The 21,720-nt window shown below is 34.4% G+C and carries 22 protein-coding genes and 1 tRNA gene; 14 read left to right on the forward strand and 9 right to left on the reverse strand.

Annotated elements, in window-relative coordinates; genetic code table 11:
• The first annotated feature begins 489 nt into the window (after window positions 1-489).
• From Q9Q97_RS06035 to Q9Q97_RS06055, 5 genes are all read left to right on the forward strand, one after another.
• Window positions 490-1,314: an AraC family transcriptional regulator gene (locus Q9Q97_RS06035; RefSeq protein WP_306155583.1), complete on the forward strand. Its 825-nt coding sequence runs from the start codon at window positions 490-492 to the stop codon at window positions 1,312-1,314.
• A gap of 497 nt (window positions 1,315-1,811) precedes the next feature.
• The gene (locus Q9Q97_RS06040; RefSeq protein WP_306155585.1) at window positions 1,812-3,113 is read left to right on the forward strand and encodes a TolC family protein; all 1,302 of its coding nucleotides are present in this window, start codon (window positions 1,812-1,814) and stop codon (window positions 3,111-3,113) included.
• Between the two features lie 143 nt (window positions 3,114-3,256).
• A complete protein-coding gene (locus Q9Q97_RS06045; protein WP_306155587.1) occupies window positions 3,257-4,309 on the forward strand; it encodes an HlyD family secretion protein in 1,053 nt (350 codons plus the stop codon).
• 1 nt (window position 4,310) lies between these two features.
• Window positions 4,311-5,894, forward strand: a complete 1,584-nt coding sequence (locus Q9Q97_RS06050) for an MFS transporter (protein WP_306155589.1) — start codon at window positions 4,311-4,313, stop codon at window positions 5,892-5,894.
• Between the two features lie 385 nt (window positions 5,895-6,279).
• A complete protein-coding gene (locus Q9Q97_RS06055; RefSeq protein ID WP_306155590.1) occupies window positions 6,280-6,945 on the forward strand; it encodes an HAD family phosphatase in 666 nt (221 codons plus the stop codon).
• A gap of 151 nt (window positions 6,946-7,096) precedes the next feature.
• Here Q9Q97_RS06055 and Q9Q97_RS06060 read toward each other — a convergent pair whose 3' ends face one another.
• Entirely contained in the window at window positions 7,097-7,888 is a 792-nt protein-coding gene (locus tag Q9Q97_RS06060; RefSeq protein ID WP_306155591.1) for a hypothetical protein, read from the reverse strand.
• Window positions 7,889-8,186: 298 nt separating this feature from the next.
• Window positions 8,187-8,417, reverse strand: a complete 231-nt coding sequence (locus Q9Q97_RS06065; RefSeq protein ID WP_306155593.1) for a helix-turn-helix domain-containing protein — start codon at window positions 8,415-8,417, stop codon at window positions 8,187-8,189.
• 86 nt (window positions 8,418-8,503) lie between these two features.
• Here Q9Q97_RS06065 and Q9Q97_RS06070 point away from each other — a divergent pair, with 86 nt between their 5' ends.
• From Q9Q97_RS06070 to Q9Q97_RS06085, 4 genes are read left to right on the forward strand one after another with little or no spacing between them, the layout of a single operon-like run.
• Complete coding sequence (locus Q9Q97_RS06070) at window positions 8,504-8,728, forward strand: hypothetical protein (RefSeq protein WP_306155595.1); 225 nt, start codon at window positions 8,504-8,506, stop codon at window positions 8,726-8,728.
• A 57-nt stretch (window positions 8,729-8,785) separates the two neighbouring features.
• Entirely contained in the window at window positions 8,786-9,436 is a 651-nt protein-coding gene (gene tssD / locus Q9Q97_RS06075; RefSeq protein WP_306155597.1) for a type VI secretion system tube protein TssD, read from the forward strand.
• 12 nt (window positions 9,437-9,448) lie between these two features.
• The gene (locus tag Q9Q97_RS06080) at window positions 9,449-10,276 is read left to right on the forward strand and encodes a hypothetical protein (RefSeq protein ID WP_306155599.1); all 828 of its coding nucleotides are present in this window, start codon (window positions 9,449-9,451) and stop codon (window positions 10,274-10,276) included.
• A complete protein-coding gene (locus Q9Q97_RS06085; RefSeq protein ID WP_306155601.1) occupies window positions 10,218-11,051 on the forward strand; it encodes a hypothetical protein in 834 nt (277 codons plus the stop codon). The genes Q9Q97_RS06080 and Q9Q97_RS06085 overlap by 59 nt, the downstream gene beginning before the upstream one ends.
• A 171-nt stretch (window positions 11,052-11,222) precedes the next feature.
• Here Q9Q97_RS06085 and Q9Q97_RS06090 read toward each other — a convergent pair whose 3' ends face one another.
• The 3 genes from Q9Q97_RS06090 to Q9Q97_RS06100 all read right to left on the reverse strand — a co-directional run bounded on the left by Q9Q97_RS06090 (window position 11,223) and on the right by Q9Q97_RS06100 (window position 12,654).
• Window positions 11,223-11,810 (reverse strand): super-infection exclusion protein B, encoded by a 588-nt coding sequence (locus Q9Q97_RS06090; protein WP_306155603.1) that lies wholly within the window; start codon window positions 11,808-11,810, stop codon window positions 11,223-11,225.
• A gap of 38 nt (window positions 11,811-11,848) precedes the next feature.
• The gene (locus Q9Q97_RS06095; RefSeq protein ID WP_306155605.1) at window positions 11,849-12,421 is read right to left on the reverse strand and encodes a hypothetical protein; all 573 of its coding nucleotides are present in this window, start codon (window positions 12,419-12,421) and stop codon (window positions 11,849-11,851) included.
• A 148-nt stretch (window positions 12,422-12,569) separates the two neighbouring features.
• A tRNA-Leu gene (locus Q9Q97_RS06100) sits at window positions 12,570-12,654 on the reverse strand.
• Between the two features lie 109 nt (window positions 12,655-12,763).
• On the opposite strand from Q9Q97_RS06100, the gene Q9Q97_RS06105 reads away from it, so the two are divergent.
• From Q9Q97_RS06105 to Q9Q97_RS06125, 5 genes are all read left to right on the forward strand, one after another.
• Window positions 12,764-14,152, forward strand: a complete 1,389-nt coding sequence (locus tag Q9Q97_RS06105; protein ID WP_125723159.1) for a dipeptidase — start codon at window positions 12,764-12,766, stop codon at window positions 14,150-14,152.
• A gap of 631 nt (window positions 14,153-14,783) precedes the next feature.
• Complete coding sequence (locus tag Q9Q97_RS06110; protein ID WP_306155609.1) at window positions 14,784-15,212, forward strand: hypothetical protein; 429 nt, start codon at window positions 14,784-14,786, stop codon at window positions 15,210-15,212.
• Between the two features lie 10 nt (window positions 15,213-15,222).
• A complete protein-coding gene (locus Q9Q97_RS06115) occupies window positions 15,223-16,185 on the forward strand; it encodes a DUF6624 domain-containing protein (RefSeq protein WP_306155611.1) in 963 nt (320 codons plus the stop codon).
• A gap of 140 nt (window positions 16,186-16,325) precedes the next feature.
• On the forward strand, window positions 16,326-16,697 hold the full coding sequence (locus tag Q9Q97_RS06120; RefSeq protein ID WP_026726910.1) for a BlaI/MecI/CopY family transcriptional regulator: 372 nt from the start codon (window positions 16,326-16,328) through the stop codon (window positions 16,695-16,697).
• Complete coding sequence (locus tag Q9Q97_RS06125; protein WP_306155612.1) at window positions 16,694-17,911, forward strand: M56 family metallopeptidase; 1,218 nt, start codon at window positions 16,694-16,696, stop codon at window positions 17,909-17,911. The genes Q9Q97_RS06120 and Q9Q97_RS06125 overlap by 4 nt, the downstream gene beginning before the upstream one ends.
• 182 nt (window positions 17,912-18,093) lie before the next feature.
• Here Q9Q97_RS06125 and Q9Q97_RS06130 read toward each other — a convergent pair whose 3' ends face one another.
• The 4 genes from Q9Q97_RS06130 to Q9Q97_RS06145 all read right to left on the reverse strand — a co-directional run bounded on the left by Q9Q97_RS06130 (window position 18,094) and on the right by Q9Q97_RS06145 (window position 21,697).
• Window positions 18,094-18,312, reverse strand: coding sequence for a DUF6814 family protein (locus Q9Q97_RS06130; protein WP_306155613.1), 219 nt, complete (start codon window positions 18,310-18,312; stop codon window positions 18,094-18,096).
• A 10-nt stretch (window positions 18,313-18,322) separates the two neighbouring features.
• Window positions 18,323-19,861: an MFS transporter gene (locus Q9Q97_RS06135; protein ID WP_306155614.1), complete on the reverse strand. Its 1,539-nt coding sequence runs from the start codon at window positions 19,859-19,861 to the stop codon at window positions 18,323-18,325.
• Window positions 19,862-19,881: 20 nt separating this feature from the next.
• On the reverse strand, window positions 19,882-21,186 hold the full coding sequence (locus Q9Q97_RS06140) for a DcaP family trimeric outer membrane transporter (RefSeq protein WP_306155615.1): 1,305 nt from the start codon (window positions 21,184-21,186) through the stop codon (window positions 19,882-19,884).
• 91 nt (window positions 21,187-21,277) lie between these two features.
• Window positions 21,278-21,697 carry a helix-turn-helix domain-containing protein gene (locus Q9Q97_RS06145; protein WP_306155617.1) on the reverse strand — a complete coding sequence of 140 codons (420 nt, stop codon included), beginning with the start codon at window positions 21,695-21,697 and terminating at the stop codon, window positions 21,278-21,280.
• Between the last annotated feature and the right edge of the window lie 23 nt (window positions 21,698-21,720).

Raw genomic sequence — 21,720 nt, forward strand, 5'->3', positions numbered from 1 at the left:
AACATAGCCCAAGGTTTCAACCTTGGGTACGCAATCAATATCACATTACGCAATCACAATACGTTTCCCAAGGTTGAGACCTTTGGCTATGGTTTTTCTCTGGAAGGAATTCGGAGAATCTTGTCATTTCGAACGAAGAGAGAAATCTTCGCGAGAAAGTCTACAAAGATTGGCGACATACTACGTCGAGCTACTTGTGAGATCCTTCGTTCCTCAGGATGACAAAAATAAAAATAAACTTTTGCTTTCGAAGCTTAGGGATCGTGACTTGTGAGCATATTTGATTTTTTATAAAATAATCTGCGACATCAGCTTAAATCTTTTAATCCCGATAGCTATCGGGAGCGTGAAATAAAAAAATCCTTTTAATCCATATAATCTGTGGCAAAAACAAAACAAAACTTGGCGTCTTCGCGACTTTGCGAGCATATTTCAACGCCTAATAAAGAATTTTAGCGAACTTTGCGTAAACCTTAGCGGTTAAAAACTATGGAACAATCACCCTTTAAAGTAGACAAATATTACATCAAGAGAGTAGATGCCGACCCAAAAAGCATTTACTGTCATCATGATATAATGGGTGAATTGCTGGTTCCAACACATAAGCACGAAAAAGCTCAAATGCTTTATGCAGAAGGAGACGTAGTTTTTGTAACAACCGAAACGAAATCGTATTTTTTACCTGCAAGGCATTTTATCTGGATTCCTGCCGGATTAGAACATAGCATCGAACCCAAGTCAGAACATGTGATGATGCGAAATTTGTATTTTCCTGTTGAAGAAAATGAAGATGAGTTTTATAAAAACGAAGGTATTTATCCCGTAAATAATCTGTTGCTTCAAATGATGCTTTTTACCAATCGCTGGAACGGTGATCTAGAAGAAGGAACTCCGAATTTTAGCATTGCTAAAGCTATAAAAGCCATTTTACCGCAAATCTGTCCGACGAATCTTCCGTTAGAATTACCGCAACCGAAAGACAAACGCTTGGGTAAAATTTTGCGTCATGTGGAGAATAATTTGGGAGAAACGATTCTCTTTTCGAATGTGGCGCATGAGTTTGGATATAGCGAAAGGTCGTTATCAAGATTATTTCAGAAAGATCTTAAAATGTCATTCATTCAATATTATACTATTCGAAGAATTTTAAAAGCGATTGAGCTTTTATTGGAAAGAAAACTTTCGGTAAAAGAAGTAGCCGAAGAAGTGGGTTACAACAGTGTTCCGACATTCAGTAATACCTTTTTTAAGATTCTCGGCCAAAGACCTTCTGATTACTTAAATGGGGAGGAAATTTTAGAGAAAAGCAAATAAATTGTTTTGCACAGATTTTTTTGTTTCACGCAGATTTAGGCAGATTAAAGCAGATTCAGACAGATTTTATTTTTAGATCATGCAGATTTAGAAAATGAATCTGCATAATCTGCTCAAATCATTTTAAATCTGCGTGAAATTTTTTTCTCAAGGTTTAAAAAAATATCTGCTCAATCTGCCAAATCTGCGGGAGCATAAAAAAAATAAATCAGCTAACATCAGCTTAAATCTTTTTGAATCTGCGTGAAACTTTTTTTTTCTAAACCATTGAAAATCTGTATAAAATAAAAAGATGTAAGCTTTTGGACCTCAATATTTTAATACAACGTTTTCGGAAATAGAAATTTTAACGTTTGGCTGAAATGAATATGTTCTTGGCTTTTAATAATTATCAGTCAACGAAAAAATGAAGGAACTTTGCAGCATCAAATAGTTAAATATTCATGTTCCTTAAAACAACAAATTCTAAAGAAGATTGTTTTCTCAAAAGCTTATTGATGTTTTTAATTGCATTCGCATTCAATAGTTTACAAGCTCAGGAGGTTCATTCTGTTTCTTTACAAGAAGCGATGAAACTGGCAAAAGAAAACAACAAAAAAGTCCTAAGATCTCAATTGGACATTACGCTCTCAGAGCAAAACATCAAAGAAAGAAAAGAACTCCGACTTCCAGATGTCGAATTAAACGGAATGTATTCCAGAATTACCAACATTACCGAATTTAAAGGAAACGGTTTTCTTAACGGAAAAGAAGTAACCAAAGCAATTCCGGAAATCTACGAGGTAAATTCGACTTTTAAAATGCCAATTTACGTTGGAAACAAAATCAACAACGCGATTAAAATTGCGAATGATGAAAGCGAAATTGCCAAAATAAAATCGGAAAAAACAGAAAATGATATCGAATTGCAGGTCGTAGCCAACTATCTGTCGATTTATAAAATGATGGAACTTCAGAAGATTTTTGAAGAAAACATTAAAGAAGAAAAAAGCCGATTGAAGGAAGTTCAGTCGATGCAGAAACATGGTACGGTGACCAAAAATGAAGTTATTCGTGCCGAATTGCAACTCTCAGATCGTGAATTGAATGCGTTAACTAACTCCAAAAACATTAAAATCGCACTTCACGATCTGAAGACGTTGATTCAGCTTCCGGAGAACGAAGAAATTGCAATCGACACCACTTCCAGTTTAGACGAAATGAACGGTTTAGATCCGTATGATTTTTATCTGAACAAAGCGATGCAGAACGAAGAAATGCGAATTGCAAGTCAGGAATTGAAAATCAGTAAAACCGAATTGCAATTGGTAAAAGGAAATTATTTGCCGAGCGTCAATTTCTTTGGAAATTATGGTTTTTATTATCCAAACTATAAATTCTTTCCGCCAAATCCGTATTTGTATACTTTAGGACAGGTGGGAATCGAGGCGCGTTTTGATCTTTCGGCTTTGTATAAAAACAAAACCAAAGTTGCGCAGGCGAATACCAAAATCGAGTGGCAGAAAATGCAAACGGAAATTGTAAAAGACGAAATTCAGGATAAGCTTTTTAAAGATCACACCCAATATCAAGAAATTCTAGAAAAGTTTGTAGTGGTTGACAAAGCCTTAGATTTAGCCGAAGAAAACTACCGAATTGTAAAGCTGAAATACTTAAATCAATTGGTCTTGCTAACCGAAATGGTTGATGCCGATAATGCTTTGCTTCAGGCGAAATACAACAAAATTTCTACGCGATTGGATGCGATTTTGAAACATTACGAATTATTGCATACGGCGGGAATGCTTTCGCAGAGCTGATTTTGAGAGGAAAGAAGCTAGAAACAAGACTTGAAATAAGAAAATAGATAATAGAATAAAGAATATAGATTTTTAGTTCCGAAGGAACGATTCATATTGTAGCGCCGGATTTTAATCCGGGGAAATTAAAAGATATAAAGTTTATGGTTAAGATAAAAAATGAAACTAGTAGAAATAGAACGTTTCATATCATAATAACAATTATTGCGTGTACGCTGGTTATAAGCGGGGTTATTTTAGGGATTTGGTTTTATGTTTTTAACCGAAATCACGAAGAAACCAATGACGCTCAGGTCGAACAATACGTAACGCCAATTATGTCGCGAATTACGGGTTATGTACAGGAAGTTCGTTTTAACGAAAATCAGTTTGTGCATAAAGGAGATACGCTGGTGGTGATTGATAACAGAGAATATCAGTCGAAATTGAATGTGGCTTTGGCCGATGTTCAAAACGCGAAACAAAATAGCGTGGTTGCAGAGAAAAATGCTGTCAATACAGCAAGTGCAACCGCAATAAACGAATCACAATTGGAAGCAGCAAAATCAAATCTTTGGAAAACGAAATTAGAATACGAACGTTACAAAGCTTTGGTCAAAGAGGAAGCGGCAACTTCGCAGCAATTAGAAAAAGTAAAAGCCGATTATGAAACGGCTCAGGCGCATTTTCAGGAAATGAAAAACAGAATTCATTCTTCGGCGTTAAGCACTTCTGTTGCCGAGGCGAATGTTCCGACAACACAGACGAATATTGCTTCAAAACAAGCTGTCGTTGACAATGCGGCTTTATTTCTTTCGTACACGATTATCACAGCGCCTTATGATGGATGGGTTGGAAAACGAACTTTACAGCCAGGACAAATGGTAAAAGAAGGGCAGTCTTTGCTTTCGATTGTTAGTAAAGAAAAATGGATTACAGCCAATTTTAAAGAAACGCAATTGCAATATTTAACCGTTGGTCAGGAAGTAGAAATTAAGGCTGACGCTGTAAATGATAAAACATTTATGGGAACAATTGCTTCGTTATCGCCTGCAAGTGGTGCGAGATTTTCTTTGCTTCCTCCAGATAATGCGACAGGAAACTTCGTAAAAATAGAACAGCGAATTCCAGTTAGAATTCAGTTAAAAGACAACGACAAACAAACTGATTTTTTAAGAGCAGGAATGAACATTACGGTTGTTGCTGCACACAAATAAAATGGAAGATAAAAGTATATTTAAATCCTGGGTTCCGCGATGGGCGATCATTATTATATTGTTCGTCTGTCTGCTGCATTCCATGATTTTATTGGGAGTTTACACTTCAAACGTAACCTACGCAGCGAGTTTTCTGGACATTGAGCCCGAAGATTTGCAGTTTGCCATGTGCGTTACTTACGGAACTTTACTCGCAACCATTTTGATCGAAGGCCGATTTTCGAGTTTTTTTCCTGCCAAAAACTACCTAATGGCGGTGTATTCCCTTATCGGAATTACGATTGTTTCTTCGGCTTATATTACCAATTTTTCGGTTTTTTTATTGATGAGAGTTGCTGAAGGAATTTTGATGGCGCTTCCTGTAATTACCATCAGACAATTGCTTATTGAGCAATTCAATACTAAAAATGCGATAATTATTGGTTTTTCATTCTATTACGGAGCATTGCTGTTGTCTACGCCTTTTATTATGAATATTGCGGTTTGGTTCCTCGATCATTACGACTGGAAATACATGTTGTATGTTTCGGGCGGACTACAGGTTCTAAACGTCTTTTTAATCTTAGTTACTTTTAGAGGGCACCGAATTACAAAGAAGATTCCGTTGTATCAAATCGATTGGATGAGTTATTTTTTGGTTTTAATTTCTATTCTTTGCGGTGCCTACTTTTTTGTTTACGCCGAAAAAAAATATTGGCTTCAATCTTCAGAAATGGTTCTTATGCTAATGATTTCGCTTGTTACAGGCGGATTGTTCATTTTTAAAGAACGTTTGGTAAAAAGACCAAGTTTTGATTTTGAAGTTATAAAATACGCCAATCTTCGAATTGGGTTTCTATTGTTTTTTCTTTTTTACATCAGCCGTGCCACATTGAGTTTGTGTCACGGGGCGATGTATTCCATTTGGAATTGGGATCCGTCGCGTGTGGCGGGCGTGCAATACATTAACGGATTAGGAAATGTAATCGGACTCATTTTAGCCGCTTTTTTTCTGATGAAATCCGTTTCGACCAAAATCATTTTTCTGATTGGTTTTACGCTTATTGCGATATTTCATTTTTGGTTTACGTTTCTTTTTGTGCCCGATGTGGCTTTATCAGATATTATTGCGCCCTATATTTTGCAAGGAATCGGTGTTGGGTTTTTATTTGTTCCGCTCATCTTATTTACCACATCATCGGTTCCGGCAAATATGGCGGTTTCTTCTGGAATTGTCGGTGTTTCAGGACGTTTTTGGGGAAGTACGATTGGTTTTTGCGTCATGCAGAATGCAATGGTTTTCCTGAATAAAAAGCACTTTTTAAAGCTAAGCCAATTTGTAACAGGCGAAAATCCCGAAGCACAGCAAAATATCGCTGCTACAACGCAGAGTTTTATCGCCAAAGGATATTCAGTAGACAATGCCAATGTTCTTGCCATGAAAAAGATCTTCGGAACCATCAGCAAACAATCGACTTTATTGGCCGATATGGAGATTTATACGATTGTGGGTTATGGTTTAGTAGTTTTGATTATTCTAATTGCGTGTAATCAACATTTGAGACAGACGATGACTTTGGTTAAAAGTAAAATTTGGATCGGCTAAAATGCAAATTCCTCCCGATAGCTATCGGGATTAAATCCCAAATTCCAAGTATGGGATGAATTTAATCTCGCAAAGTCGCGAGGGCGCAAAGTTTTATTTCACGCAGATTTAATAGATTTAAGCAGATCGCACAGATTATACTTTAAATTAAAATCTGCGCAATCTGCCGAATCTGCGAGAGAAACAAAAAATCCAATTAAATCTGCTCTAATCTGCAGAATCTGCGTGAAACAAAAATTATTTTAATCCATTAAATCTGTGGAAAAAAACTTTGCGACTTTGCGCGATTCAAAAAAAACTCTTTGCGTATCTCTGCGAAAAACCTCCGCGCATCTCTGCGTAAAAACCCTTACCTTGCAACCTCTAAAAAACAACAAAAACAATTATGAGCCAAAAATGTGTAATCTTCGATATGGACGGCGTAATCTGCCACACCAATCCGCATCATGTGGTTGCTTTCGAAGAGTTTTTCAATAAATATAAAATTCCGTACACCAATGAAGAATTTGAGGAGCACATGTACGGAAAACACAATAGTTATATCATGTCGCATTTCTTCAAACGTCCGATTGCGGGAGAAGAACTGACCAAATTGGAAGACGAAAAAGAAGGAATGTTTCGTGAGATTTATAAAGACAAAGTCGAAACCATTCCGCATTATATGACGTTTCTGGAAGAACTAAAATCCCGCGGATTCAAAACGGCTGTTGCCACTTCTGCGCCGCGTGCGAATCTGGACTTAATTGCCAATTTCCTGAAACTCGACCAAAAAATGGATTCGATGATGTCAAGCGAAGACGTTACGTTTCATAAACCAAACCCAGAAGTATATCTAAAATCGGCTGAGCGTGTTGGCGCTTCTCCGTCGGATTGTGTGGTTTTCGAAGATTCTTTTTCGGGCGTTACAGCAGGATTAAATGCAGGAATGAAAGTAGTAGGTGTTTTGAGTACGCATACCAAAGAACAATTGCCTCCGTGCGATTTTTATATTAATGATTACAGCGAAGTGAATGTGGAGAAAATAGTTGAGATATTAAATACCAATTCTTAAAATCCCAAATTTCCCCAAAGTTTGTCATTCCGAGGAACGAGGAATCACACTAGAAACTCCACAAAGTATGTTGCCAATCTTTGTAGAATCCCGAGTGTGATTTCTCCTTTCAGTCGAAATGACAAAACAAGACGGATTAAATTGAGTTTCGTCAATATTTCTCCTCCAAAAAAGCAATCCAGCCTTTTTCAAACTCTTCGGGCGTTACTTTCAATGTTTTTTCAATATTGCCAAATGACGAAATTAATTGAGCGACGCTCTCTTTTCCCCATTTAGAAGTGACATATTCAATAATCGTATAGCCAATATTATAAATCTGATTGCTTTTATTTAATTCTTCTAAAGTCAGGTTTTTGCTTTTGGCATATTTTACGCTTAATTTATTTACTTCTTTCGCTTCAAAAATACTGATCGATTCCCATAGCCAGCGTGGATATTCGGTTTTGAATTTTTTATCGAATTCCTTTTCAAAAGTTGCTCTGTCCTGCGTAATAATGCTCTCTTTGGCTTTATCGATCAAAATATTTAACTGAACACAATGCGTAAATTCGTGCAGTGCCGTTTTGAGCGGATCGTCCGGAAAAAGAGAATTAAACCAACTCGTCCAGACAAAATAAAATTCGTTTGGGCCGCGGCTTGTGCCTTTTGTGTTTTCTTTTAAGCCAGTAGCCGCTTTAAACTTGTGTGAATAACCGTAAATAAAGACCTTTATTACATCGTGTTTTACGTCTTTTAGATTTTCTCTTATTGGAGCATAATTTTCTTCCAGATGTTTGCTGACTTTTTCTGCTTCACTTTTGTAAATTCCGCTGTAGGAAACCACAAAATGTTCTGTTTTTATGGTTTGAATTTCCTGCTTAACGGTAAAGTTTCGAACCGTTCTCGCAAGGTAAAAAAGCACAATAACTCCTAAAAGGATAACTAATAATCTGTATTTTTTCATGTGTTCTAAAGGATTTTAGAGTTTTAAAAATGAATAAAATAAGGAGAATTAGGTTTTTGGTATTTTAAAAATAAGAATATTTATAGACTAAAACATAAAATAATTAAAGAAATTTCTGAATTATTGTTGCGGTGTATGATTTTTAAACCATATAAGAAATATAAGTTTATTTTAGTTTTTCTGCAATCCCGAGGCTTCGGGACAAAACCTTGTAGGTTTGATTTAATAAAGGAAATATAAGTTTAATCAATTGCCTCCTGCTTTAGCTGGAGGTTTTTTAAAATGGCTTTAACCGAAATTATTTCAAAGGAAAATCCAACAACTCTTTTGGCTCAATATCCAAACCTTTAGCAATTTTCACTAGAGTTTTTACGGAAGTATTGATCTTAGCAGTTTCTATTCTTGCTATTTGAGATTTGGTCATACCAGAATCATCAGCTAAATCTTGCTGTGATAAGTCTTTTTTTTCACGTAATTGTCTAATGTGAATCCCAAGATTTATGATATAAGTTTCTTCTGAAATGTTCATATTTCAAAAGTGGAAAGATTTATTTCCTTTTTGATAGCATACATGCCTACAAATTATTATATTTGCCTCAAACAAAAAATAAGACAATGGCTACAGAATGTGTTTCGGAAGTTGAAAATCGGTTAAATAACTTCTTTACAAATGTTATAGATCCAAAAGATATGGCAAAGGCAATTCGTCAAGCAAATTATATGCTGACTTTAAGTGTGATAAGAGAAAGAGATTCTTTAGGGAAAATAAATCTCGAAAACTTCTATTATTGGCTCAATGAATTGGCAGAAGTTTTAGATCCTTATTTGGAGGTTGAATAGAATAATGTTTTATAGGAAATATATTATATATTTGAAAATTAACTAATATAAATTGTAATGGCTGCTTTAGGAATATTAAAATTAGAAAATAAGGAGTTTTTAATATTAGAGTTTAATTATAAATGTGTCCAGTTATTAGATGCTTTAGGAAAACCGTCAGCAAGACCTTCGGGTTGGATAATTGATTTAATGATAGAATCTGATAGTGATACTACATTGCTGGAGTGGACATTAAGTAATGCGCCAAAAGACGGCATTATTACATTTTACAAACATGATGGAATGAGCAAGTTTAAAGAAATTAAGTTTGAAAAATCATATTGCATTTCGCATAAAGAGATTTTTGAAGCTGATGGAAATTTACCAATGCGCCAAATTATACAAATATCTGAGCCTCGAAAAGAGAATTTGAAAGAAGCAATTATGCCTCCAAAAAAAATAGTGCAGGAGGAACCTCAAAAAAGAATCACCGATATAAAATGGATGTGTTCTGAAATGAAAGACGTAATACATACAGCGAGTATTGGCGAAACAGTTAGTATTCTGGTCAAAACTATAAATTATAAAGAAGGTGAAGTTATACGGATAACGGTAGATGAAGCAACTGGAAAAGATCTTCAAAAAGATATTAAAGAAATAATATTTAGTGGTAAGGTAAACGCTGATGGAATTGCAGAACTAAAAGAAGAAGTAAATATTAAACTTTAATAGCAGGAAAATATGAATATAACTTACCGCATAAAAGAAGTCGATGGAGATGTAGGTTTTCAACATGTAACCTTACAAATTACGCCAAGTGTCGAAGGAGATTATTTTGATATGAAAGGTAATTATCTGGGGTCGACTAAAGAAAGTAAAAAAATGATTTTTATATTGGGTAGAGATTCTTTGCAGAATTCTTATTCGAGTATTAATCTTCCAGAAAATTTTTATGACAAACAAGTTTCTTTTAATGGAAAAGGCAATGTTGTAAATTTGAGAGCTGCTGCAAAATATGGTAATGTCATAACAGATTTATCTCTTCAAACAAGGGTAAATGTTGCTGAAAAAATTTACAATCATTATTATACTGAGGCGGGTTATGATTTAAGTAAATTGAAATGTAAAACTATTACTGATGCCACTAATGATCCTTCTAATACGGGATATGCTGTAACAAAATTGGGAGGAGTAAGTCCAAATTCAGAATATTTAAAAGAAAATGAAGCGGATATAAGAATTGTATACGGTCATATTGGACTTAATTTTGATACTGGTTATGATATTATGAGTGTTTGCGGACATGAACATTTTCACTTGATGGAATTGCTTAAGTTAAAGAAGAAAATTTATGATGGTTATGCAGAAGATAGAGCGTACCGATATCAAGTGCTTATTGATAGAAATTGGGGTTTTGTATCAATTGGTTTTAAAAAGAAAATACTCGAAAACATACAGGAAAATGTTGGAGATACAAATGATAAAGCATTTTATTTAAAAGCTAGAGGCGATGAAAAACAATATGAAAAATATGAAGGCTGGAAACCAGGAAAAAATATCACTTTATAAAAAGATAACTTGTTTAATGATATTGTCTATAATTCTTTTTTCATGTAATAAAGATGATAACAAAAAAGACCTTAAAATTGAATTATTGACCAATGAGATAGTTTGTATTGAAAACGTTAAAAAAGATGATTTTTTAGAAGCGTTTTATAATCCTAATCCAAAATACGATAGTTTGTCAAAAAATATTCTTCATTATAGAATTAAGAATATTTCGGATAAAAAGTATTTCATAATGTTTAACGAGAATAGCTTAGGGACAGAAGAACGAGATTTGTATAAAGAATCTTTGGGAAAGAAAAAATATGATTTAAACTATATTGGCTTTAGTTTATATAAAAATGATTCTGTTTTAGATCGCAGTTCAACAGCTGTAGAAAATATGTGCGGAAATGAATTTGAAATTATGAAAGTAAAAGAATTGGATGCGATTGTAAATAAATTTATGTTGAAAAATAGAATTGATAAAAAATATAAACTCGAATATATAGATCAAAAAGAAGAATCTTTGCAAGGTTATTTTCTCCAACCCGGAGAAACAAGATATTTTACCTCCATTGTGAATTTACCATACAGAAATGATCAAAAATGGATTTCTAATATTGAAAAAAAGAAACCCAATTCAGGTTCGTTTTCTTTAAGAAATGATTCGCTTTTCACAAAGAAAGTAATTAGCGAAAATCAAAAAAGAGAAATTAAAGAAAATGGATATATTTTATTTGACGGAGTTGTCTACTCGAATAGAGTTCCAGTTAAATTAATTGCTATCAAAAAATAGTTTTTCAAGTTTGTTTTAAAAACAATTCATCTCGACGAAAGGAGAAACCAAAAACAGCAAAACCGACAAAAATTCCAGAGTGATTTCCGCAATTTTTTTATAGTGTACAAACTTGTTGGTGATGTTGGGGAGCTTCTTTCGTCGAGGTGATAACTTGAAGTTATATGTTTTTTAATAATGCCAAGTTCTTCTTTCAGTCCAAGAAGGTCTATTTGATTGTACAAAATTAATTTCTTCTTGTGTAGGGTTTTCTGAAAGATTGATATCTTCCAGTGCTAAATGCTTATCTACAAATTTGCTAAGAGAAACAGAAGTATTCATACCGTTCATTATAAATCCATTTCCAAATTGTTTGTTTATGAATATTATTTTTTTTCGGATTAGCCCTGAAATTGTTGGGTCGTCTATTGGAACTTCAAGAGATGTTTTTTGGTTTATAATAAATTCTCTTAATACAGCCTTTTCATGATAATCTAAATTTTTTAGACTATAAATAAAATCTTTCTTTATTTTTAAAAACTTTACTTCAAAACTAATTTTATTAAATAGCCAGATAACAAGATTAACAGTCATTAAACCAGATGTTGAGATAAAAGTTAATCCTATAATCCATCCATATGACTCATTGATTTTTTCTAAATGAATTTTCTTTAATAAAGTTTGGTCTGCAAATAAAATAAATCCAGATAAAACTGCGAATAAAAAGAAAAATTTAGCAGGTAGTTTTGTTAAATCAAATAAAGCTTTAAAGTTTTCCATTTTTATATTTTTTTATTAAATCACTTTTTAAGATAAAGCTATTGTCCAATTAATAAACTAAAATTGGGTTTTACAATAGAAAGTAAATCTTTTGAAACGGTTTCACTAATAATGCCACCAGCAGTCATTTCTACAATTTTACCAGCTAAAAGCTGATGCCATTTCTTTTTTCCTAAAAAATATAATTCTTTTAGTTCTTGAATTTCTTTTAGAATGTCATCGTAAATTACCTGTTGTCCCGCTTTTAATTCGTTAAATTGCTTTAAAATATCCTCAAGCTGGGAATCTTTTTCTACTTTTTCATCATAAGTAAATGTATCATTATTGATTTGTATTCCTAAATTCACTAATTCTTGCTGTAGATAAAAAATCAAGGCCTCTGCTCTTTCGTTTTCACCACAATTTTCGGGATTTTTACAAGTTTTTAAGTGTTTTTGATATTCCTCGTTTACTAAATCGATGTGAATATTTAAAAATTTAATTTTATCTAATTCACTGTTAAAATCATAAAGGTGATATTTGACTTCGTTAACTGAGTCTCTTTCATTTGCATTATTGTATTGTATATTGTCTTGGTAAGATCTTTTAGCTAGTTTTTCGATTATATCCATTTTTTTCTATTAATGTTTTCCTTTTAAAATTATGAATAGAAATCAATAAAAAGATATTGTAGTAAATTGCTTATCAACAATTTTAATAACAAAAACAAAAGTGAAGTAAAACAAAAAAGCTTCTGAAAAATTATTCAGAAGCTTTTTTTGGTGCGGATAATAGGACTCGAACCTACACGCCTTGCGGCACCAGATCCTAAGTCTGGCATGTCTACCAATTTCACCATATCCGCGGAATTGTGGGTGCAAAGATAGGCATACTTTTGAATTATCAAAGCATTTTTTGAAAATTTTTTTTAATTCTTTTTCTCGTACTTTTGGGTTTCTATAAAAATTATTTAAATGGAAAATATTAAGTCCTACGTTCAACAACATAAAGATCGCTTTATCAATGAGTTGATCGAATTATTAAAAATTCCGTCGGTTAGTGCCGACACTGCATACTCTCAAGATGTTATTGACACAGCAGAAGCTGTTAAGGAAAGTTTAACAAAAGCAGGCTGCGATTATGTCGAAACTTGCGACACTCCAGGTTACCCAATTATCTACGGCGAAAAAATTATAGATCCAAATCTCCCAACGGTTTTAGTTTACGGTCACTACGACGTACAGCCGCCAGATCCTTTAGAATTATGGACTTCGCCACCATTTGAACCGGTTATTAAAACTACAGATATTCACCCAGAAGGTGCCATTTTCGCGCGTGGAGCGTGTGACGACAAAGGTCAGATGTACATGCACGTAAAAGCATTGGAATATATGGTTCAGAACAACGAACTTCCGTGCAACGTAAAATTCATGATCGAAGGAGAAGAAGAAGTAGGTTCTGCAAGTTTGGCTTGGTTCGTAGAGCGCAATCAGGAAAAACTGAAAAACGACGTCATCTTGATTTCAGATACAGGAATGATCTCCAACCAACAGCCGTCTATCACGACAGGTTTAAGAGGTTTGAGTTATGTTGAGGTAGAAGTTACAGGTCCGAACCGCGATTTGCATTCAGGTTTATACGGTGGAGCTGTGGCGAACCCGATTAATATTTTGGCAAAAATGATTGCTTCGCTTCACGACGAAAATAACCATATTACGATTCCAGGATTCTACGATAAAGTTCAGGAATTATCTGCAGAAGAAAGAGCGGAAATGGCAAAAGCGCCTTTTAGCTTAGAAAAATATAAAAACGCTTTAAATATTGAAGATGTTTATGGCGAAAAAGGTTATGTAACGAACGAAAGAAACTCAATTCGTCCAACATTAGACGTTAACGGAATCTGGGGTGGTTACACTGGCGAAGGTGCTAAAACGGTTATTGCGAGTAAAGCTTTTGCTAAAATCTCAATGCGTTTGGTTCCAAATCAGGATTGGGAAGAGATTACAGAATTGTTCACCAAACATTTCACGAGCATTGCGCCTGCTGGAGTTACAGTAAAAGTAACGCCTCACCACGGTGGACAAGGTTATGTAACGCCAATTGACAGCATCGGTTATCAGGCGGCAAATAAAGCGTATACAGAAACTTTTGGAGTTCCAGCAATTCCGGTTCGTTCTGGAGGAAGTATTCCGATTGTGGCTTTGTTTGAGAAAGAACTAAAAAGTAAAACGATCTTAATGGGATTCGGTTTGGATAGTGATGCGATTCACTCGCCAAATGAGCATTTCGGAATCTTTAATTATTTGAAAGGTATTGAGACGATTCCGTTGTTTTACAAGTATTTTGTGGAGTTAAGTAAGTAAGGTTTTGCCACGAAGTCGCTAAGACGCTAAGTTTTTTTAAGCGCGTTGTTTTTTGCTCGCAAAGTCGCAAAGACGCAAGGTTTTTTACCGCAAGGAGGCGGAGAATTTACGCAAAGTTCGCTAAGATTTTTTTTAGCAAGATTTATAAAAGTTCGCAAAGCTATGTACGTACATATAGCTTTGCGAACTTTGCGTTTATGTGCGTAACCTATGGTAAAAATCCTTGCGAACTCTTTGCGGTTAAATTTTTTACACAAAGTGCGCTTTTTTTTGCTCGCAAAGTCGCAAAGACGCAAAGTTTTTTAAGTTTTTCACTTTGTCAAAGTTTTAAACTTTGACAAAGTTGATTTAGATACAAATCCGTTCAGAAATGAGCGAATTTTTTTACCACAAGGACGCGAAGAATTTACGCAAAGTTCGCTGAGATTTTTTAAGTAAGATTTTAAAAAGTTCGCAAAGCTTTATGTACAAAGCTTTGCGAACTTTGCGTTTATAAACGTAACCTTTGATAAAAATCCTTGCGTTCTTTGCGGTTAAAAAAATAATCTAAGAGATAAAAACATAAGAAAAAACTTGTCTGTTTGAAATTTAATTCTACATTTGTAGAATAGAATCTATAATTGTAGAGCCAATGGTTAAGAAAATGACTTTTATTTTGATGCTCTTTAGCTTTCTAAGTTGTAAAACTTCTGTTGTCAATCAGAAAATAGATAAAAAGAAGGAAGGGAAATGGGTTGATGTTTATGTTCAGGATAATATTCAATATAAATCTATAGAGCATTATAAAAACGATCAGCCTGTCAAAAAATGGAAAACTTATATTGGCGGAAAAATCTACAAGGTTGAGAAATACAAAAATGGAATTTGTGTTGTAAAAAGTTATTACGAAAACGGAAAATTAGAATCGAAAGGGAAGACGAAATTCGAAACTAATTCAGTTGAGTCGCACTGGTTTTATTTTGGCGAATGGAAATTTTATTCGGATAACGGGAAATTGAAAAACATCAAAAATTACGATAAAGGAGAATTAATCTCACAACAAAATACATTAAACAACTAACTATAAACCTATGAAAAAATCGATTGTTTTTGTTTTGCTGATACTGAGCAGCAGTTTCTTAAAAGCTCAGACTTATAAAGATTGGGTTCGCAAAGCCGATTCTTGTTATGAGGCAGAAAATTATAAGTTATCTGTTGATTATTATAGTAAAGCTTTTAAACTGGAGCAGAAATCGTATAAAGATTTCTACAATGCAGGCTGTTCTGCGTCTATGGCAGAAGAAAATAAAAAGGCTTTTAAATGGCTGAATCTGTCTATTGATAAAGGGTATGAAAACATGGCGCATATCCGAATTGATAACGATTTAAAACGCCTTCATTCAGAAAAAGAATGGGAAAAGACAATCGAAAAACTGCAGAAGAAATTGGATATTATTGGAGCCAATTACGATAAGGTGCTAGAAAAACAACTCGCAGAAATTTATATCGAAGATCAAGAAATTCGTGGAGAATTTATGAATGTTTATAGAAAGCCAAATGCTGATAAGAAGAAAATAGATAGCATTGGTAAAATTATGGGAACCAAAGACAGTATTAATCTCATTAAAGTGATGAAAATACTTGATGAAAGGGGCTGGCTAGGGAAAAATGTGGTTGGCGAGCAGGGAAATAAGACTTTGTTTCTGGTTATTCAGCACGCAGATTTAGAATATCAGCAAAAGTATTTGCCGATGATGAGAGAGGCAGCTAAAATTGGTAATGCAGATCCAGGAAATTTGGCCTACTTAGAAGATCGAGTTGCTTTGAGAGAAGGTAAAAAACAAATTTATGGAAGTCAGAGTTCGATGAATAAAAAGACCAATAAGATTCGCATAGCACCAATGATAGATCCAGATAATGTAGATAAAAGGCGTGCGGAAGTCGGACTTGGCACTATGGCTGAATATGCAGTAAAATTGAATATTGAATGGAATTTGGAAGCCTATAAAAAGGAATTAGCCGAAGCAGAAGCAGAAAAACTTGAAAAGAATTAAGAATTGAGAATTAAGAATTAAGAATTAAGAATTAAGAATTAAGAATTAAGAATTAAGAATTAAGAATTAAGAATTAAGAATTAAGATAGAACTTAAAATCTCAGAAGCTTAGCAGCTCAGAACCTTAGAACCTTAAAAAAATGCAATTATCAAACGCAGAAGAACAATTAATGGAGCATTTATGGAAGCTTGAAAAAGCTTTTATGAAAGATTTGCTCGAAGCTTATCCAGAACCAAAACCTGCAACGACAACGGTGGCAACGCTTTTAAAACGAATGATCGACAAGAAATTTGTGGCGTATAACGAATTTGGGAATTCTCGAGAATATTATCCTTTGGTGAAGAAGACAGATTATTTCTCCAAACATGTAAAAGGGTTGATTAGCAATTTCTTTAATAATTCGGCGTCGCAGTTTGCTTCGTTTTTTACGACCGAAACCAATTTGTCGGCTTCAGAATTGGAAGATCTTAAAAAAATAATTGATTCAGAAATTCAAAAAAAGAAAAAATGATAACTTATCTTTTAAAGTCTGGAATACTGCTTGCCGTATTTTTTGCGTTATATAAAGTATTGTTGGAAAACGAAAAAATGTTTCGTTTTAATCGCGCGTATCTTATTGGGAGTTTGGTTTTTAGTTTTGTGATTCCGCTGCACTTGTTTTCAGTGAAGGCGATGTTTGAAACAGGAATTAACACCATTCAACTGGACGAAATAATAATCCAAACTAATCGTACTCCTTTAGATGAAAATTATATTATGCAAAACCTGTTCGCTATTTTGAGCGGTGTTTATATTATGGTTTCAATAGTGCTAGCTTTTCGTTTGGTTTTAAACCTGATTTCATTTTTTATAAAACTAAAAACAAAAGAAATCCGCTTGGTCAATGGTGTAAAAGTAGTTTTAACGGAAGAAACTGTTTTGCCTCACTCTTTTTGGAATGCCATTTTTATAAATAAAACAGATTTTGAGACAGGAAAAATTCCATCAGAATTAATCGCGCACGAAAAAGCGCATTTGGAGCAGAAACATACGCTGGATATTCTTTTTGCTGAGGTTTTGAGAATAGTGTTTTGGGTAAATCCGTTCATTTCTTATTTTATAAAAGCTATTAAGCTAAATCACGAATTTTTGGCCGATGAAGCTGTAAATAAACAGTTTGGAGAAGTGAAAAATTATCAGAATCTCTTGCTTGATTTTGCTTCAAACAAACAAACAGTTCCGCTAGCAAGCACTATTAATTATCAAATAACTAAAAAGCGTTTGCTTATGATGACCAAAAAAGAATCGGCTTTAAAAATAGTTTTTAAGGTTTTTGTTGTTGGCGTAGTTTGCAGTTTACTTCTGTTTACTTTTAGTTCAGAAGCGACAGCTCAAAATGTTGATCCAGTTACCAATAAGATCTATAAATCAGGAGATTTAAAGATTAAACAGCCCGAATTTCCAGGCGGAATTATAGAATTTTATAAGTTTGTGGGGCAGCGTTTTAGAGTTCCAGCAGAAGCTTCAAAAAATAATATCGAAACCAAAATATCGATGCAGTTTATGGTCGAAAAAGATGGAAGTCTGTCTGAATTCAAAATTGTAAAAGATGCTGGATATGGTTTAGGAGAAGAAGCAATTCGAGTTTTAAAACTTTCTCCAAAATGGATTCCAGGAAGCGAACACGGAAAACCTGTTCGAGTGCTTTATAGTTTGCCAATTACGATTCAGGCTGAGTCTAAGTAACTAAGAGACAAAGTTTCAAAGTTGCAAAGTTGCAAAGTTTCAAAGTGACAAAGAGACAAAGTGACAAAGAAATTGCAAAAGACTTTTCAATATCCTCCAGCTTTAGCTGGAGTTTTTTTACGCAAAGTAGAAAACCTTTGGCCCTTTGTTACTTTGCCCCTTTGTCACTTAAAGAAAAAATATTAGTCATCATAATCTCCCATTAATGCGTAATAGCCAAAAATACCTAGTCCAGCGGTTATTAATGGGGTAAGTACCAAAAGAATGATAATTCCGAAAACTAAATCTTCTTGTTTGCCAGATACTAATTTTGGCAGACCGAAAATAAATATGCAAAAGTAGGAGGATGCGATTGCTAACGCTATCCAAATCAATCCGAAAGCTCTTTTTATCTGATTCATAGCTAAGTGTTTAAATATGAGTGTTTTTGTTGTCTTTGTTTTTAATATAAATCATTCCGATTATAAATGAGGCTGCAGCAATAATAATCGGATACCAAAGTCCTTCCAGATAGAAACTGGCATCGCCTTTTTCTTTAGCATTTATAACTAAATAAGTAGAAACTGCAGGAAGCAATCCTCCGAAAATTCCATTTCCTACGTGATAGGGCAGAGACATTGAGGTATATCTGATTTTTGCAGGAAACATTTCGACCAAGAAAGCCGCAATAGGGCCATAAACCATCGTAACAAATAAAACCTGAACGAAGATTAAAAAAACAAGTGACCACTTATCGGTGCTGTTAATATTTATCGTGGTTTTGATTTCTGATTTTGTTTTTCCATCTGCAACTATTGCCTTTCCGTTTTCTAGATGTACTGTTTTAACTTCCAGAAAAGTGGTTCCGTCTGTATACGATTTAGTAGTGGTATAAACTGAATCCATTACACGTTCTTTGCCTTCTTTGAGCGCTGCTGTAATCTTGGTTTTACCTACAATTTCTGTTTTATTTTTTACATTGGTTGTCTCATACATTTTTTGATAAATTGGCCTGTAGGATATAATTGCGATTAGCATTCCTCCCAGCATAATATATTTGCGCCCAACTTTGTCACTTAGCCATCCAAAAAAAATAAAGAATGGAGTGCCAAACAAAAGCGCTATTCCTAATAGCGTATCTACCTGAGAAGATTCGATAGACATCACGGTTTTCATGAAACTCATGGCGTAGAATTGTCCGGTATACCAAATAACACCTTGTCCCATTGCTGCGCCAAACAAGGCCAATAATACAAATTTGAGATTATACCTTTTTCCGAAACTTTCTGCCAAAGGATTTTTACTGGTTTTGCCTTCTTCTTTTGCTTTGGTAAAAACAGGAGATTCATGCATGTTTTTACGAATCAAGTACGAAACTCCTACCATAAGAATAGAAATCCAAAACGGAACTCTCCATCCCCAAAGGTTAAACTGTTCAGGTGTTAGCAAATTTCTGGTGGCTAAAATGACCATTAGGGAAATGAATAACCCGACGGTTGCCGTAGTTTGAATCCAAGACGTCCAATAACCTCGTTCGCCCACAGGGGCATGTTCTGCTACATACGTTGCCGCACCACCATATTCGCCGCCGAGCGCAAGACCTTGAAGCATTCTTAAGATCAATACGAGAACGGGAGCCATAAATCCAATGGTTTCAAAACTCGGAATACAGCCTATCAGGAAAGTTGCGCCACCCATTAATAATAAGGTAACCATAAAAGTATATTTTCGTCCTATAATATCGCCCAATCTCCCGAAAAATAAGGCTCCAAATGGACGAACGACAAAGCCCACAGCAAAGGTTGCCAATGTTGCTAAAAATGCCGCTGCTGGATTATCTGCAGGAAAGAATTTTGTTGAAATCACGACTGCCAAACTTCCAAAAATATAGAAATCATACCATTCAATCATAGTTCCCATAGAAGAAGCGGAAATTACTTTCCAGATCTTTTTTGTTGAATTTTGTTTCATAATGTGTGGTTGTTAGTTAATTAAAAAGAGTAAGCGCAAGAAAATAATGCCCGTAAATTGGCGACATCTGTTTTGTTTAAACCGGCTTTTCCGTTTGCATTTGTGTCAAAATCTCCCCATGTGGCTGCGGTATATTCTAATTCTGGTATAACTTTAAAATTGTTGCGTTTAAACTCAACACGGCCAGAAACGCGCCAGACATTATCTACGACTCTAGAGTTCGATACACCTCGCATATAATACATTACAGTTTCATCGGCTGCCAGACCATTTTTTCCATTTCCTTCATTTTTGGTATAGCCAAAAAACAGTCCAGGAGCTATTTTTTTGTTATTGCTTGCTAAATCCATCCAAAAAGATGAGGTTTTAGTAGGTTTATATTTCTCAGGTTGGATGGAATTTGTATATCCAGCAAAACCGCCCAACATTACAAAATTGTTTAGATTGCCTCCTGTAATTCCATACGCTTTTATAGAAAATGTATTGTTTGTATATTTTAAAAATCCTAAGAAGGATGAGCTGTTTACTTTTTCAGAAGTTTTTGCTGTTGTAGATGGTGTCGGGTTATATTCTGTTAGAGGCTGGAGTGATTTGTATTCTGCTCCGATACCTGCAAACCAATTGGTGTTTTTAAATTGAAATTGCGCGTGAAAAGTGGGTAAAGCAGAATTTATGGAAGCCGAATTTTGTGTCCCTCCAGCTGCAGTTGCTGTTGTAAATTCACGTTCTTTATAGATTGTTGCCGCTAGTGATAATTCTTTAGTGAAATTTTGTTTCACTCTAATCTGCGATGCCCAGCCAAAAGGATTAAATAGAATTCCGGTATTAAAATTGGCTACACCGGGAAAAACTTCGGGAATAAATGCCGGATACCATGTTTGGCCAACTAAAAGCGATATTTTTGACCAGTCCATATTGATGTAAGCATGTCGCAATCTTACTAATCCTATTGAAGCTTCTGTATTTCCAAAGAAATCTCCTTCGAGAGTTCCAGTCATTTTTGCTCCCCAAACATCTGGTCCTTTTACTTTTAGGCCAACTCTTGAAACTATAGATAAAATGTTAGAAGCTCCGGTGCTGTTTAAATCTTGTCCGTTTATATCCAAGTTTTTGTCTAACGGATAAAGATTCAAATTGTCCTCACGCACCTGCGCCGATTTTCTAGTGTCAAAAATATAATCGGTTCTTATAAAACCGTAAAAATTAAAATTCCATTCTTTTGCAGTTAAGGTTGGTATAACTGAAGTGTTTTCGACTTTTGAATTTTGCGCAAGTCCCTGCAGAGAAAGTATTCCAAGTAAAAAGAACAGCAATTTTTTTTTCATTATAGCGGTTGGTTAGTTTTTCAAGACCGCCAAATTGAAATTATTTATCAGTAAAAAAAATACTGGTATATATTTGTGTAAAGAGGTATAGTTACGCTTTGTAGCGTTCCCATTTTATAACCATAAATTTATCTCCAAGTTCTGTTATTATAACTCCTGCGCCAGATAAAAGTTCCTTTTTTGACAAGAATTCAATTAATTCTATATGGCTGAAAATCTTGTAGGTAGGGTGGTAATCAGTCTGAAAAGGCTTTTGGATATGAAATGCCTTTATCCAATTACTGATTGTTACATGAGAAATATCTAGAACACGTTCTATTTCTCTATAGCTCAAGCCTTCCAAATACAATTGCAAGGCTTTTGTAACATAATAGCTGTCAATCTTTTTCCCAATTTTATTAACTGTAAAATAGTAATTACATCCTTTACATAAATACCTCTGCTTGCTTTTGATCACACCGCTCTTAATAATTGTGCTGCTCTGGCACTTCGGACACGCTAAAATCTTCATATATAATTAATTTGCATAAATAT

Origin of the sequence: Flavobacterium sp. DG2-3 (assembly GCF_030730925.1) — a bacterium.
In the GTDB taxonomy this organism is placed as follows: domain Bacteria; phylum Bacteroidota; class Bacteroidia; order Flavobacteriales; family Flavobacteriaceae; genus Flavobacterium.

What these genes read in the sequence shown, in the direction of transcription:
- Q9Q97_RS06085 (WP_306155601.1), top strand. Translation starts at nt 10,218, where the DNA reads ATGAAAAACAATATGAAAAATATGAAGGCTGGAAACCAGGAAAAAATA.
- Q9Q97_RS06035 (WP_306155583.1), top strand. Translation starts at nt 490, where the DNA reads ATGGAACAATCACCCTTTAAAGTAGACAAATATTACATCAAGAGAGTA.
- Q9Q97_RS06060 (WP_306155591.1), bottom strand. Translation starts at nt 7,888, where the DNA reads ATGAAAAAATACAGATTATTAGTTATCCTTTTAGGAGTTATTGTGCTT.
- Q9Q97_RS06045 (WP_306155587.1), top strand. Translation starts at nt 3,257, where the DNA reads ATGGTTAAGATAAAAAATGAAACTAGTAGAAATAGAACGTTTCATATC.
- Q9Q97_RS06095 (WP_306155605.1), bottom strand. Translation starts at nt 12,421, where the DNA reads ATGGATATAATCGAAAAACTAGCTAAAAGATCTTACCAAGACAATATA.
- Q9Q97_RS06080 (WP_306155599.1), top strand. Translation starts at nt 9,449, where the DNA reads ATGAATATAACTTACCGCATAAAAGAAGTCGATGGAGATGTAGGTTTT.
- Q9Q97_RS06115 (WP_306155611.1), top strand. Translation starts at nt 15,223, where the DNA reads ATGAAAAAATCGATTGTTTTTGTTTTGCTGATACTGAGCAGCAGTTTC.
- Q9Q97_RS06065 (WP_306155593.1), bottom strand. Translation starts at nt 8,417, where the DNA reads ATGAACATTTCAGAAGAAACTTATATCATAAATCTTGGGATTCACATT.
- Q9Q97_RS06145 (WP_306155617.1), bottom strand. Translation starts at nt 21,697, where the DNA reads ATGAAGATTTTAGCGTGTCCGAAGTGCCAGAGCAGCACAATTATTAAG.
- Q9Q97_RS06140 (WP_306155615.1), bottom strand. Translation starts at nt 21,186, where the DNA reads ATGAAAAAAAAATTGCTGTTCTTTTTACTTGGAATACTTTCTCTGCAG.
- Q9Q97_RS06040 (WP_306155585.1), top strand. Translation starts at nt 1,812, where the DNA reads ATGTTTTTAATTGCATTCGCATTCAATAGTTTACAAGCTCAGGAGGTT.
- Q9Q97_RS06125 (WP_306155612.1), top strand. Translation starts at nt 16,694, where the DNA reads ATGATAACTTATCTTTTAAAGTCTGGAATACTGCTTGCCGTATTTTTT.
- Q9Q97_RS06070 (WP_306155595.1), top strand. Translation starts at nt 8,504, where the DNA reads ATGGCTACAGAATGTGTTTCGGAAGTTGAAAATCGGTTAAATAACTTC.
- Q9Q97_RS06055 (WP_306155590.1), top strand. Translation starts at nt 6,280, where the DNA reads ATGAGCCAAAAATGTGTAATCTTCGATATGGACGGCGTAATCTGCCAC.
- Q9Q97_RS06120 (WP_026726910.1), top strand. Translation starts at nt 16,326, where the DNA reads ATGCAATTATCAAACGCAGAAGAACAATTAATGGAGCATTTATGGAAG.
- Q9Q97_RS06050 (WP_306155589.1), top strand. Translation starts at nt 4,311, where the DNA reads ATGGAAGATAAAAGTATATTTAAATCCTGGGTTCCGCGATGGGCGATC.
- Q9Q97_RS06130 (WP_306155613.1), bottom strand. Translation starts at nt 18,312, where the DNA reads ATGAATCAGATAAAAAGAGCTTTCGGATTGATTTGGATAGCGTTAGCA.
- Q9Q97_RS06135 (WP_306155614.1), bottom strand. Translation starts at nt 19,861, where the DNA reads ATGAAACAAAATTCAACAAAAAAGATCTGGAAAGTAATTTCCGCTTCT.
- tssD (WP_306155597.1), top strand. Translation starts at nt 8,786, where the DNA reads ATGGCTGCTTTAGGAATATTAAAATTAGAAAATAAGGAGTTTTTAATA.
- Q9Q97_RS06105 (WP_125723159.1), top strand. Translation starts at nt 12,764, where the DNA reads ATGGAAAATATTAAGTCCTACGTTCAACAACATAAAGATCGCTTTATC.
- Q9Q97_RS06110 (WP_306155609.1), top strand. Translation starts at nt 14,784, where the DNA reads ATGGTTAAGAAAATGACTTTTATTTTGATGCTCTTTAGCTTTCTAAGT.
- Q9Q97_RS06090 (WP_306155603.1), bottom strand. Translation starts at nt 11,810, where the DNA reads ATGGAAAACTTTAAAGCTTTATTTGATTTAACAAAACTACCTGCTAAA.